Source organism: Shewanella sp. FJAT-52076 (assembly GCF_019457455.1).
GTDB lineage: Bacteria > Pseudomonadota > Gammaproteobacteria > Enterobacterales > Shewanellaceae > Shewanella > Shewanella zhangzhouensis.
Map to the genome: position 1 here is coordinate 1,988,618 of NZ_CP080415.1, position 13,331 is coordinate 2,001,948.

Sequence of the window (13,331 nt, forward strand, 5' to 3'; positions counted from 1 at the left end):
TACAAAAAATCAGCGGCGAGAGCCTCCCTCAGACGCTCGCCGCCCAAGACCTGTTCCCACTTCGTGGAAGCGAAGTCGGGCGAGGTACTCCAAAGCCGGAAGGTCCATTCTTCCGTAACGACCCAGCCCCCGAAGGGGCTCATAATCAGCGCATTCATCCTAAACGGCGTACAGGATAAGTGACAACTACTTACATACGTATTCATCCCCGTTGAATAACCTGCGCGCAACATGCTGTTGCCTTGGCGAATATGCATTACTGACTGAAATAGTTGCCATTTTTGTTATTGGGCTTGTGCGCAAATCTCTGGGTGTTAAGCTGCTGTTAGCGTTGATTGAAGGAGCCCGAATTGTACATTCCCGCCGCCATGAGTCTCACCGATGCTGAGGCTGTGAGTTTAATTGATAACCATCCCTTTGCCTTACTTATCTCCAACCAGGATGGTCTGGTGGCAAGTCATTTGCCGCTGCTGTTTGACAGTGACAGGCGCAGGATTATTGGGCATATGGCGAGGGCCAACGGCCAGTGGCGAGCTCTGGATGGTCAGGCGGTGCTGGCGGTGTTTTCAGGCCCCCACGCCTACATCAGCCCCCGTTGGTATCAGGCAAAACCCGCTGTACCTACCTGGAACTACAGTGCGGCCCATGTGTATGGCACCTTTAAGTTGCTTGATGATAAAGAAGATGACGGAAGTGTTGCGGCGGTGCTTAAACACACCATAGCCCGATTTGAACCCGACTTATGGCAGGACGAGACCCTGATGCCAAAAGATTATGTCGGCAAATTGAGCAAGGCCATAGTCGCCTTTGAGATTGTGGTAGAACGCATCGAGGCCAAGGCCAAACTGGGTCAGCATCGTAAGATGGGCGATCAAGAGGGCGTTTCAGCGGCGCTCAAGTCCTCCGAACGGCTTGATGACATGGCTTTGTACCGTGAAATGAAGCGAATGGGACTGGGACTTGGTATCGAGCCGGACACAGCGCCCGACCAGTAAGCCCGGAGCAGAACGGTTATGCCAACTGAACCTTGAATTGTCTGCCCAATATGCTTAAGTCCGGGCCCGGGGGCAGTCAGCTCCCGGGCCCCGATGTTTGTGAGGCATGATCGCCACAGCAGCATCAGATTGCCCGGTTATGGGACAAGACTGACGCGCACGCCCCAGGGGGCGAGTTCAGTTTGCTGACTTGCCGGAATACTGAGGATGGGCTTCGGCGCTTTCCCGTTAAATGTCTCAATGACAGCGGCTTTATCGGAGAAGTTTACCGTGACCAGATACGGCCCCCGGCGAAAAGCGAACACGGGGCCACTGGATGGCAAAATCTTAAGTTCTCCGGCCGACTTGATGGTGTCGGCAAGTGCCAACATGTCACTGTAGGCCTGCCTGAGTTCAAGCTCTTCGGGCAAACTGGCAACGCCCAGTAGTTGCCCCTGTCCGGCTGCTTCCATGCTGGCTGCCCCTTTACTGGCTTCTTTCGTGTCCGGCCTTTTCAGATAGCGGGCCATGGCAGGTGCGGCTACATAGTCGAATATGCTGGTGCGGCTGGGTTTGCCAAAGCCGCCGGTTTCGCTGCCATCCTCACCGAGGCTCTGGCCGAAGTAGAGCAGGAAAGGCCCTTCGGTGGCATAGAGGGATACCGCCAGTGACGGCAAGGCACGCTTGGCACTGCCCAAAAACTCGGGGCTGGCGATACGCTGCTCGTCGTGGTTTTCCAAAAAGTGCAGCATCTGAGGGGCGATGTCGCGGATTTCGGTTAACCGCTTTCCGATTTGGGCCGTATCCACAGCATCTGGATTGGCTATGCCTTGCTGGCTGATGGCTTTCAGCGTGTCGTAAAGCCCCACCTTGTCGTAGAGCAAGTCCAGTTTGCCACGGCCGATAAAGTCCCGGTAACGTGCGGGCTCGTAGACCTCGGCAATCAGCAATGCTTCCGGATTGATGGCCTTGATATCGCTTGCAAGAAAACTCCAGAAGGAAACGGGTACCATCTCGGCCATATCAAAGCGAAAGCCGTCGACGCCAAGGCTTAACCAAAAACGGCTGATATCCCGCAGTTTGTACCAGGTATCGGGCAGGCTTTTCTGGGTGGACCAAAAGCCCTGATGCTGCTCTATGGGGGCAAAGGCCAGCGCCGCCGGTACCTCGGGGAAATCATGTTTGCCATCGGGTGTAACCCCGTAGTTAAGCTTCACGGTTTCATACCAGTCAGAGGCATCGGGTTTGGGGCTGGTGGCACCATTGCCGGTCCATTTGGCCGGGGATTCGTGAAAATGGCCGTCCTGTGTCGCGTTCAGCTTATTAAGACTCGCGGCAGGAGGCCGGTTTGTCTCGTCGGGCACCTCAAAGTCGGCGCCGGGCACATAGTAAAAATTGTTGTTTCTGGCGTAGGCCTGACGGGTATCGTCCCCTGCCCCCAGGCTTTGTACGCCCTCTGGCGCCGACAGGGATTGGTAATGGCGCGCCACATGGTTGGGCACTATATCGATAATGACCTTAAGCCCGGCTTTGTGGGTGCGCGCTATCAGTTCTTTGAATTCCGCCAGTCGGTTTTCCGGGGCGAGCGCCAAGTCGGGATCCACATTGTAATAATCGCGGATGGCGTAGGGGGAGCCCGCAAGCCCCTTGACCACATCGGCATCGTCCCGACTGATACCATAGGCGCTGTAGTCGGTAACAGAGGCATGATGCAACACGCCCGTGTACCACACATGAGTTACCCCCATGTGTTTAAGGTCGGCCAGTACCACCTCATCGATATCGGCAAATTTACCGCTGCCGTTTTCTTCGATACTGCCCCAGGGGGTGTTGGTGAGGTTTTGATTACCAAAGACACGGGGCAAAAGCTGATACACCAGAGGCGACGGCGCGGCTACCTTTTGATTTAGCGTTACTGCGTCTGCGGATTTAAGCTGCAGTGCCTCTGTATCGGTTTTAGTGTTTTGCACCGGGCTGCAGCCGAGCAGGGCGGTCAGGCTGGTCAGGGCCAGCAGGGGAGCGCGGCGAAAAGAAACAAATGCCATCGGGATTAAAACTCCAGCAGGGTAACGGGGGAAGACAGATTGAGTGTGCCCGGCAATGAAAAACGCCTGTTATCTAGCACACTCTTCACGTTCGTGTTCAGGGGAAGGAAATCGGTGAAGCGCCCCATATCCAGAATCACAGGAACCGTATTTTTATTAAAGATAATCATCAGGTTTTTGGCGTTAGGATTATCAACTGGCGCCAAACGCAGCTGCACATAGACGCCCGGTTGTTGTTCGAATTGCGGTACAAAATGCACCAGTTTACCCCGGTGCACCGCATCACAGGTTTTACGAAAATGCAGCAGGGTACGGATAAACTCAAAGGCTTCTTTTGAGTCGCCCGCCATGGCGTCTATGTCTGATTGACCAAATGCAACCTTGCCAAAGCCCGGCATATCCGCACGCACGGCGCCGTCGTTGCGACCCTCTACCGGACTTTGCATGGCAAACTCGGTGCCATAGAAAATCTGTGGTATCCGATTGGACAGCAGCACATAGGCGAGGGCCAGCTTGAACTTATTCATATCGCGCCCAAGCAGGCTGTAGAGGCGATTGGTATCGTGGTTGCCTTCAAACAGCACCAAATTTTGGGCGTTGGGATAGAGGAGGTCGTTGGCCAGCGCCTCATAGAGACGGATAAAGCCTGTGCCCCAGCGCTCCTCTTCATTGACGGCTTGCAGCAGCACGTCATAGAGGGGAAAGTCCATAAGTCCCGGCAGCGAGGTTTGATAGCCATCGGGGTTTTGTTTACCGTTTTGCCAGTAAGACACTACCGCAGGATTGCCGCTCCACTCTTCGCCCACCATGTTGAAATGGGGGTATTCCGCCATGATGGCCTCGGAAAACGTCTTGAGAAACGCCTTGTCTGAGTAAGACCAGGTGTCGATTCTCAGGCCCGACAGCCCGGCGTATTCAATCCACCAGAGGTTATTTTGAATTAGGTAGGTGGCGAGGTGGGGATTACGCTGATTGAGGTCTGGCATGCTGTCTACAAACCAGCCGTCGGTAAAGGCGGCGGCATCTTTGGGTGCAGCGTAAGGATCCTGAACCGCCGTACGCCTGTGGCTGGTGTGCTGCCCCTTGGGATTGACCCAGTCGTTAAAGGGTAAATCCTGCATCCAGGGGTGGCCTGACCCCATATGGTTAAGCACCACGTCCATGATGACGCCAAGGCCCTTATTGGCCGCTTTGCTGACCAGTGCCTGATATTGGCTGTTGCTGCCAAAGCGGGCATCGATTTGGTAGAAATCTGTGATGGCGTAGCCGTGATAGGAATAGGCCGGCTGACGATTTTCAAGCAGCGGGTTAATCCAAAGCTGGGTGACCCCAAGGTCGTTAAGATAATAGAGCCTGTGCTCTATGCCGGCCAGATCGCCGCCGTGGCGGGCGTTGTCATGGCTGTTGCCAGGCTCGCTGTAAACCGGATTATTGGGCTTGTCATCAAAACCGGGCAGGTCATCGTTTGCCGTATCGCCATTGGCAAAACGGTCGGGGGTGATGAGGTACATCACGTCCATGTTGCTGTAACCCTGACGCTCGCTGCTGCCGGGTGCTCTTTCTTTAAGCTCGTACGGGATTCTCAGCTCAGTTGCCGGATTTTGTGCGCTTTTGGGGAGGCTAAGTACCAGGGTGAGGGTGCCGGACCTGGCGCTCGATAGATCGAGTGTCACAAACAGGTAATTGGGGCTGTCACCGGGGATGGTTTCCAGCAGTTTTGCGCCAAGGGCATTTTCCAGACGCAGTTGCCCGCTGGCTATGTTCTTGCCGGTGAGCATCAATTCAAGCTGGGGGTTTTGCATCCCAATCCACCAATTCAGGGGCTCGACTTTCACTGGTTCGAGTTTCACTGGTTCGACTGTCACTGGCTCGACTTGCACTGAATTCGCCGTAACCGTATGGCCGGGATGCTGCACCTGACTGAGGCTGATGGGATTGAGTGTATTGCTTTTTAAGGCGCTTTCGTGTCCCTGCATGGGCGCGCAGAGGGTGGCAGTGGATGTGGCCGCACTTAAGCCGAAAAACACCGTCAGGCACAGGCGCCGGGCGACGCGATTGTGGATGGCAGCGCACTGCGCGCTTAATGTGAGTTGCCCCATTGCAACCTCCTGTTGACTGGTAAACAAATAAAAAGACCTGCCCTGGGGCAGGTCTTTTCAGGGTGCCGCTTTCAAAAAGCCGCTTACATTGAGTAGCTCAGACCCAGGAAGTACTGGCGACCGAAGGACTGGATGGTCCCTGTCTGATACTCCTCACCGAAGTAGGTCTTGTTGGGCTCGTCTGTCAGGTTATTGATCTGGAACAGGAACTTAAGACCGTTATCCAGCGCGTAAGACGCCTGATAGTCGAAGATGGTTTCGGCATCGAAGAAGGCCAGTTGGGTTTCAACCGCAACCTGCTCAGACACATAACCACTGCGATAACGCATGCTCAAACGGGTATCGAAGCCATCCAGGGTGTAGAACAGGGTGGTGTTAACCACGTGCTCAGACAAACCAGGCAGCGGAATATCCAGAGAAGAGCCGCTCAGGTCGGTGGTGAACTGTACTTCACTGTCGGAGTAAGAGTAGCTGCCGGTGAAGCCCAGGCCACTCAAAGGATCGGGCAGGAAGTCAAACACCTGGGTGTAGGCCAGCTCAACGCCGCGGATGTAGCCACCCTTGTCGTTGTTGATGGCGGTTTGGTATTGGCCTTCGTCTTTCACCACCGGGAACTCAACACCGTTGTCGATAATGGTATCGGGCACCAGGAAACCGGCTGCTTCGAAATCGAATGGCTGGATGGTGAAGTTGTTGATGAAAGACTTGATGTCTTTGTAGAACAGAGCTACGACCACGGCGCCTTCACTGTCTTCGAAGTAGTGCTCGTAAGACAGGTCAAACTGATCGGCGTAGAAGGGATCCAGCAGCGGGCTGGTGTTGCCCCATGCGTTGTACTTCTTGTAGCCGGGAGTGGAGGCATCGTCATACCAGCTGCCCATGCCTGACTTCAGCTTGTCGATGGGCGGACGCGCCATCACGGAGGCGGCAGCAAAACGCAGCTGATCGTTATCGGTCAGATGGAAGTTCAGGTTCAGCGAGGGCAGGTAATCGGTGTAAGTTTTACCCACTTCGTTGCGAATATAATCTGTGCTTACCACGCCTTTTTCGTCGGTGATGGCTTCACCCAGACCAAAGCCAACCTGCTGCAGACCGGTACTGGACTGATCGGTATGCACCACGCGCAGACCCAGGTTACCTGTTACCTTCACGTCGGCAAGATCAAACTCCAGGTTGGCCTGAACATAACCGGCCAACACATCTTCGTTTACCGCACCGCTTTGGATCATGGTCCAGTTATTGGACCAGTTGGCGGTAGGGGCGAAAGGATCCTGACCTGTGGCAGCGAGCTGGGCATTCACCAGATCAACGGCCTTGTCGAAGTCGATGGCAAGGAAGCTTGGGTAACCGGCGAGCTCGCCGCCAAAGTTAACCACGCTGGTCATGTCTTCGGTCAGACGCAGTACGGGTTGGTTGTCCGGGTTGTGGCCAAACTCGAAACCGTAACCTGCCTGAGAACGCTGGGCGTTGAATTCACGCTCAGAGTAACGCACGCCAAACTCGACTGATGAGACAAAAGCGGTATCCAGCTGATAGTTGAAGTCCAGCTTGTACGCTATCAGGTCGTTTTGCTGGTTGTAGGGCCACATGCCCACTTCTTTCAGACCCAGAGTACTCAGATCTGTGTAGTCATTGGTGACCGAGATGGAGGCAGGGTTCAGGTCGTTCAGCTGATAGCTGATGGACTCGGCAGCGCGGATTTCGTTGTCGATATCCTGATACACCACTGCACGGGTACCACCGTTCACAAACTCGCCATCGGCCTTGGAGTAGCTGATGTCGGCTGAAACGGTCAGGGCATCGCCGTTGTTCCACTCTACGTTGAAAGAGCCTGAGGTCAGCTCTGAATACTTGGAGTCGTTATCGTTCACCACAAAAAGGGCAAAGTTGTCTGTGCCGTCTGTGCTCACGGTGCCGCCAATCATGGAGCCATTTTTAATGTTGGCGTTGGTGATGGTGCCGTTTTGCAGCGACTTCACCCGGAAACCACGGGCAAAGTTTTCTGAATCGAACTGTGAGTGGAACAAATCACCCTTGAAAGACCAGTTGTCATTGGGGCGCCAGTGAATGGCAGCCATGTAACCGTCACGGGTGTCTTCGCCACCTTTTTGTTGCATTTCAAAGCCTTCGCTGATGGACTCAACTACGCCATCACCGTTGACATCTTTCTTGGCATCGTTGAAACGCAGGCCAATAAACTGGCTGGCAACAAAAGGCTGGTACAGGTGCGCGTAACCTAGGGCAACCCCCAGGGTTTCTTCGAGGAACTTGCCCTGATATGAGAAGCTCAAGCGATTGCCATACTCGTTGGCATCGGCAACTTCATCGGCGCGATCGTTAAAGGCACCGCGGGCGTTAAAGGTGAAGTTTTGCTCTTTTGCCGCGCGCAGTGGGTCAGCGGTTTTCAGCTCAACGGTACCGGCTACGCCACCTTCAATCAAAGAGGCTTTGGGTGACTTGTAAACGGCGGCCTGGCTGATGAGCTCGGAAGGATACTGGTCAAACTCGATGGCACGCTTACTGCCGGTGGTGACCTGCTCGCGGCCATTCAAGGTGGCAAACACAAAGTCGCCATCCAAGCCACGGATGTTCAGGCCGCTGGCCTGGCCGCCGGTACGCACGGCAGTGATGCCGGGCAAGCGGGTGAGGGCGTCGGCGATGGACTGATCGGGCAGGGCGCCCAAATCGTCTGCAGAGATGGATTCAGAGACGGTGTCGCCAAAACGTTTTTCGTTGAGCGACTTGATCACGCTGGTGCGAAAACCCTTTACGGTGATCACTTCGATATTGGCAGCTTCTTCTTTGTTTACATCTTTTTCTTCAGAAGGCTCGGCTGCCAGTACCTGCATACTGAAACCGGCAGCGAGTAACGCCACGGTCAGCAGGTTTGGTTTAAATTGCATCATTCATCTTTCCCCTTTGGTCGCGGCCCATGTCATGCCCGCGAGCTTGCTTGGATGTTGGGACAACAGTCATTGCTTATTAATGTTATTGGGCATTCATGCACTTAAATTACTGCATAAGGCTGCTTTTATGACCAACATGTTGCACAACGGTGACGATACTACTCCCGCCCTTTCTTCCTGCTCAACCAAGTGCATACGTATTCAAAGCCGTGTCAGGGAGGAAAATGACCACCAATGAGGAGGGGGTTGCGGCTATTGTTGACCATTTTTTGATGCTTAAGTGTATGAAAGAATATAAGTATATGGATGAGGCGCGCGCAAGCGGCGGTGTCTCATTTTGTGCATACGTATGCAGCTCTATTGAAGGCCCTTTTGCTTGTCACGTATCCTCCATGCAACATCCAGCTTCTTGGCTGCGCTTACGCATTGGCAACAAAACGCCAACAGCCATGGGCGTTATAAAGCCGGAAAATCCGGCCTAAATGATCTGAATTGAGGGACAACAATGAGCATTCATCCCTGGTGGCGCGGCGCTGCCATTTACCAGATTTACCCGCGCAGTCTTAAAGACAGTAACGGCGATGGTATTGGCGATCTGCAAGGGATCATCGAGCGTCTGGACTACATTGCCAGCCTCAATGTGGATGCGATTTGGATCTCGCCCTTCTTCCGTTCGCCGATGAAGGACTTTGGTTACGATATCAGTGACTACCTGGATGTGGATCCCATGTTTGGCACCATGGATGACTTTGACGAGCTTATCGCCAAAGCCCATGCGCTGGGACTGAAGGTGGTTATCGATCAGGTACTCAGCCACACCTCAGACGAACATGCCTGGTTTGCCGAGAGCCGCCAGAGCCGTGACAATCCCAAGGCCGATTGGTATGTATGGGCCGATCCCCGTGAAGACGGTACGCCCCCCAACAACTGGCTGGCCATATTCGGGGGATGCGCCTGGGAATGGGAGCCAAGACGCCAGCAGTATTACCTGCACAATTTCCTGAAGAGTCAGCCGGATCTGAATTTCCATTGTGAAGCCGTACGCCGCGCCGTGCTGGATAACGTTGAGTTCTGGCTGAAAAAGGGCGTGGATGGTTTCCGCCTCGATGCCATTACCTTTTGTTTCCACGATAAAGCGCTTCGTGATAACCCAGCCAAACCGGCCGATAAGCGTCAGGGCCGTGGTTTCTCTGAAGACAATCCTTACGCCTATCAGTATCACTGGTACAACAATGAGCGTCCTGAAACCCTTGGTTTCATTGAAGATTTGCGTTCATTGATTGACCGCTATCCGGGGGCTGTGACCCTGGGCGAAGTCTCAAGCGAAGACTCTCTTGCCACCATGGCCGAATACACCAAGGGTGATAATCGCCTGCATATGGCCTACAGCTTTGAGCTTCTCACCAAAGACTACAGCGCCGATTATATCCGCAGCACAGTGGAAGCTCTCGAAGGCGCCATTGGTGATGGCTGGCCGTGCTGGGCCATAGGCAACCACGATGTGGAACGGGTTATCAGTCGCTGGGGACAGGGCAAGGGCACCCCTCGAATGGCCAAGATGCTGTCGGCCATGCTGGGATGTCTGCGTGGCAGTCTGTGCGTGTACCAGGGGGAAGAGTTGGGGCTTACCGAAGCCGATATTCCCTTTGATGCGCTGCAGGACCCCTTCGGTATCGCGTTCTGGCCCAACTTTAAAGGCCGCGACGGTTGTCGCACCCCCATGCCCTGGCAAGCAGAAGGCGACTTTATGGGATTTGGTGAGATGACCTCCGGCACCAAGCCCTGGTTACCACTGCCGGAAGAACACCGGGTGCTGAACGTCGCTGCCCAGAGCGCCGACCCGGATTCCATTTTGAATCAGTTCAGCCGCTTTATGGCGTGGCGTCGCACTCAGCCCGCCTTGGTGAGTGGTGAGATTAAATTTATTGATAGCAAAGAGCTCGTTCTGGCGTTCGAACGCGTGAGCGGCGATAAAAAAGTGCTTTGTGTGTTCAATTTATCTGATAAGCCGCAGGTAATGGCTATTCCTGGAAGTGAGTCCTGGGAGCTGCTTGAAGGCCATGGCCTTGAAGGCGGCAGCCTGGATGGCGCCGACAGTATTCAGCTTGCGCCCCACGGGGCTCTGCTATTGGGTAATTAAATCCCGGGGAGCGGATTTGGCCTGCAAAGCATGGGATTCGGTCTCATTTGAGTGAGTTCAACGTCGCTTTAAGTCAAACCGATTTCAGTACATTGGGGCAGGGAATAGCTGATAAGCTGTGTCACCGCTCCCAGGGCCAGGTAAGTGCGGCCGATACCAAAGGTAAAGGCCAGCCGCGCTTTGCAAATTGCGCCCGACATGAAATACATGGGGTAAGCTTAGCTGTAGACCTCGACCAAAAAAGATTGAAATAACGATAATAATCAAGGAGAAGACTATGGCTTCTGGCGTACCTGTTACTGCCCGGCATGAAGGCGCATCCGAGGGAGGGCGTTACGGTTTTGCGCTGACCTCACTCACCACACTGTTTTTTATGTGGGGCTTTATCACCTGTCTTAACGACATCCTTATTCCGCATTTGAAAGCGGTATTCAGCCTGAACTATGCCCAGGCGATGTTGATCCAGTTTTGCTTCTTCGGCGCCTATTTTCTGGTATCGGTACCGGCCGGAGCCCTGGTAAAACGCCTCGGCTACCAAAAGGGCATAGTAGTTGGCTTGTTAACTGCGGCGCTGGGCTGCGGTCTGTTTTATCCGGCGGCGGTATCGGCCACTTACGGCGTATTCCTGGGGGCGCTGTTTGTGCTTGCCAGCGGCATTACTGTGCTGCAGGTGGCGGCCAATCCCTATGTTACGGCGCTGGGACCTGTGCAAACCGCTTCGAGTCGTTTGACCCTGACCCAGGCATTTAACTCCCTTGGCACCACCATAGCCCCGGCCTTTGGCTCGGTGCTTATCCTGTCGGTGGCAGTCGGCGCCTCTGCCGAGGCAGAAGCCGATGCGGTCAAGCTGCCTTACCTTTTGCTGTGCGGCATGCTGATAGTGCTGGCAGTGGTGTTTGCGCTGCTGAAGTTACCCCACATCCATGACCAGGAAGATGAAGTCACAAGCAGCGGTCACAGTGCCCTGAGCCATCGCCATCTGGTGCTCGGCGCCATCGGGATATTCGTTTACGTGGGCGGTGAAGTGGCCATTGGCAGCTTTTTGGTGAACTTTTTGGGTGAATCCCATGTGGCGGGCATGGCCGAGGCCGATGCGGCCCATTACATCGCCTTCTACTGGGGCGGCGCCATGGTGGGCCGCTTTATCGGTGCGGCCGTGATGCAAAAAGTGGATGCCGGCAAGGTGCTGGGCTTCAATGCCACCATGGCGGCCCTGCTGGTACTGGTAGCCATGAACAGCAGTGGCGCCCTGGCTATGTGGGCGATTCTGGCAGTGGGGCTGTTTAACTCCATCATGTTCCCGACCATCTTCAGTCTGGCACTGAAAAACCTGGGTCCGGCGACCGCTCAGGGCTCAGGTATTCTATGCCTGGCGATTGTAGGTGGCGCATTGGTGCCTTTGCTGCAGGGGCTCCTGGCCGATTCTGTTGGCTTGTCTGCCTCCTTTATCCTGCCGGTGCTGTGCTACGGCTACATCCTTTTCTATGGTCTGAAGGGCTGTAAGCCTGTGGCCGCCAGGGCCTGAGCCATTGGCAGGATTTCAATAAAAGGTTCTGGGCAGAGGACTCGAGAAAAAGGCGCCGTAAAGGCGCTTTTTTATTGACTGGAGCCAGAGGGGTAAACGCAAGTTTTCTGTTTGAATAAGCTGAAGGCGTGAGCAGGCGCAATAAAGATGTCACTGATTGGGTTTTCAAGGGGCGAGTGAAAGAGCCCGCCGAGGACACGAAAAGGGCACAACAGGCTGTCGATCCCTTGCCCAACGTCAAAGCCAGCCTGCATAAACCGCGATTGCCTTTGTGTTCTTCCTTGCGAAGGGACTCAATACCTCCTATGATCCCGCTGTTTTTTCAATGCCGGATAGCCACCATGCTCGCATCGCCTTTATCGCCTTCTTCTGCCGAATTGGTCCTTGGGATCCTCAATCAGGTTTTGATAGAAGGCTCGCCCCTGGACAGGGCCTACTCACGCCATTTTTCGGGCCTTAAGCTGGAAAGTGAAGAGCAGGCCAGAATTGCCACGGTAACCGGGGAGCTTATCCGGCGTTTGAATCTTTTCTGTTTCCTCGCAGATACCACACCGGAGCGCATCGAGCGCGAAGGCAGCAGGGTACTGAATGCCTGGCACAGGTTCCATGGTTTGGCCATTCCGCGTCTCAGATACACCCTGGATATTGAAGATGCGGTTTTTGCAGAGCGCCTCGAGCGTGCCAAGGCCGCGCCACTCTTGTGGGACGGATGTCCTGACTGGCTGGATAAACTCGGACAGGCCGAGCTGGGTGATAGCTGGGCGGCAGAGCGTGCGGCCCTGTCTTTGGCTCCCAAGCGCTATTTGCGCACCAATGGCCTTAAGTGTACCCGGGATGAACTGGCGCAGCGCCTTGCCGCTGAAGGGGTGCAGACAATCCCTGTCGATAATGTCGATTCAGCACTCGAAGTGACCTCCAATGCCGCACTCTTTCGTACCAAGGCCTTTGCCGATGGTTGGTTTGAGCAGCAGGATGCCGGTTCACAGTTGGTTGCCGCAGCGCTGGATGTGAAACCCGGGATGCGTGTGATTGATGCCTGTGCCGGTGCCGGCGGTAAAACACTGCATCTGGCCGCTGCCATGGCGGGTAAGGGCAGGCTGCTTGCCATGGATGTTGAACAGTGGAAGCTGGATAACCTCAAAGAGCGGGCGCGCCGCGCCGGTGCCCACAACGTGGAGACCCGCATTATTGCCGGCAGTAAAACCATTAAACGTTTGAAACTGTCCGCCGACAGATTGCTGCTGGACGTGCCTTGCTCCGGTCTTGGGGTGCTCAAGCGTAATCCCGATGCCAAGTGGCGCGATACCGAGGAGCGTTTGCCGGTGCTGATGGAGCTGCAGGCTCATATTCTTGGCAGCTACAGCCGAATGGTCAAGGTGGGCGGCATTCTGGTGTATGCCACCTGCTCAATCATGCCCTGTGAAAACCGTGGCCAGGTTGATGCGTTTTTGGCGGCCAATCCCAACTTCCGTTTGCTGGAAGATGAAAATATTACCCCGGCCACATCGGGCTTCGATGGTTTTTACCTCGCAAAATTGGAGCGGATAGCCGAATAACACAAGTTACCAGTCTGTACTGGCATAGTGTTAAGACAAAAGTCTCCTTGTGTTTGCCTTTGGCCAATAATATACAAGATGTACGA

The 13,331-nt window shown here is 54.6% G+C and carries 8 protein-coding genes; 5 read left to right on the forward strand and 3 right to left on the reverse strand.

Annotated features, from left to right (window positions below; translation table 11 throughout):
• Positions 1 to 350: 350 nt before the first annotated feature.
• Positions 351 to 995: an FMN-binding negative transcriptional regulator gene (locus tag K0H79_RS08550; protein WP_220077951.1), complete on the forward strand. Its 645-nt coding sequence runs from the start codon at positions 351 to 353 to the stop codon at positions 993 to 995.
• A 137-nt stretch (positions 996 to 1,132) separates the two neighbouring features.
• On the opposite strand, the gene K0H79_RS08555 is transcribed toward K0H79_RS08550, so the two are convergent.
• The 3 genes from K0H79_RS08555 to K0H79_RS08565 form a co-directional block, all read right to left on the reverse strand.
• Positions 1,133 to 3,019 carry an alpha-amylase family protein gene (locus K0H79_RS08555; RefSeq protein WP_220077952.1) on the reverse strand — a complete coding sequence of 629 codons (1,887 nt, stop codon included), beginning with the start codon at positions 3,017 to 3,019 and terminating at the stop codon, positions 1,133 to 1,135.
• Between the two features lie 5 nt (positions 3,020 to 3,024).
• Entirely contained in the window at positions 3,025 to 5,118 is a 2,094-nt protein-coding gene (locus K0H79_RS08560) for a glycoside hydrolase family 13 protein (protein WP_220077953.1), read from the reverse strand.
• Positions 5,119 to 5,201: 83 nt separating this feature from the next.
• A complete protein-coding gene (locus tag K0H79_RS08565; protein ID WP_220077954.1) occupies positions 5,202 to 8,024 on the reverse strand; it encodes a TonB-dependent receptor in 2,823 nt (940 codons plus the stop codon).
• 224 nt (positions 8,025 to 8,248) lie between these two features.
• On the opposite strand from K0H79_RS08565, the gene K0H79_RS08570 reads away from it, so the two are divergent.
• The 4 genes from K0H79_RS08570 to K0H79_RS08585 all read left to right on the forward strand — a co-directional run bounded on the left by K0H79_RS08570 (position 8,249) and on the right by K0H79_RS08585 (position 13,245).
• Positions 8,249 to 8,506, forward strand: a complete 258-nt coding sequence (locus tag K0H79_RS08570) for a hypothetical protein (protein ID WP_220077955.1) — start codon at positions 8,249 to 8,251, stop codon at positions 8,504 to 8,506.
• Positions 8,507 to 8,529: 23 nt separating this feature from the next.
• Complete coding sequence (locus K0H79_RS08575) at positions 8,530 to 10,164, forward strand: alpha-glucosidase family protein (RefSeq protein ID WP_220077956.1); 1,635 nt, start codon at positions 8,530 to 8,532, stop codon at positions 10,162 to 10,164.
• A gap of 277 nt (positions 10,165 to 10,441) precedes the next feature.
• Positions 10,442 to 11,689, forward strand: a complete 1,248-nt coding sequence (locus K0H79_RS08580; RefSeq protein WP_220077957.1) for a sugar MFS transporter — start codon at positions 10,442 to 10,444, stop codon at positions 11,687 to 11,689.
• A 341-nt stretch (positions 11,690 to 12,030) separates the two neighbouring features.
• Positions 12,031 to 13,245, forward strand: a complete 1,215-nt coding sequence (locus K0H79_RS08585; RefSeq protein WP_220067862.1) for an RsmB/NOP family class I SAM-dependent RNA methyltransferase — start codon at positions 12,031 to 12,033, stop codon at positions 13,243 to 13,245.
• The last annotated feature ends 86 nt before the right edge of the window (positions 13,246 to 13,331 follow it).

What these genes read in the sequence shown, in the direction of transcription:
- K0H79_RS08560 (WP_220077953.1), bottom strand. Translation starts at nt 5,118, where the DNA reads ATGGGGCAACTCACATTAAGCGCGCAGTGCGCTGCCATCCACAATCGC.
- K0H79_RS08565 (WP_220077954.1), bottom strand. Translation starts at nt 8,024, where the DNA reads ATGATGCAATTTAAACCAAACCTGCTGACCGTGGCGTTACTCGCTGCC.
- K0H79_RS08570 (WP_220077955.1), top strand. Translation starts at nt 8,249, where the DNA reads ATGACCACCAATGAGGAGGGGGTTGCGGCTATTGTTGACCATTTTTTG.
- K0H79_RS08555 (WP_220077952.1), bottom strand. Translation starts at nt 3,019, where the DNA reads ATGGCATTTGTTTCTTTTCGCCGCGCTCCCCTGCTGGCCCTGACCAGC.
- K0H79_RS08575 (WP_220077956.1), top strand. Translation starts at nt 8,530, where the DNA reads ATGAGCATTCATCCCTGGTGGCGCGGCGCTGCCATTTACCAGATTTAC.
- K0H79_RS08580 (WP_220077957.1), top strand. Translation starts at nt 10,442, where the DNA reads ATGGCTTCTGGCGTACCTGTTACTGCCCGGCATGAAGGCGCATCCGAG.
- K0H79_RS08585 (WP_220067862.1), top strand. Translation starts at nt 12,031, where the DNA reads ATGCTCGCATCGCCTTTATCGCCTTCTTCTGCCGAATTGGTCCTTGGG.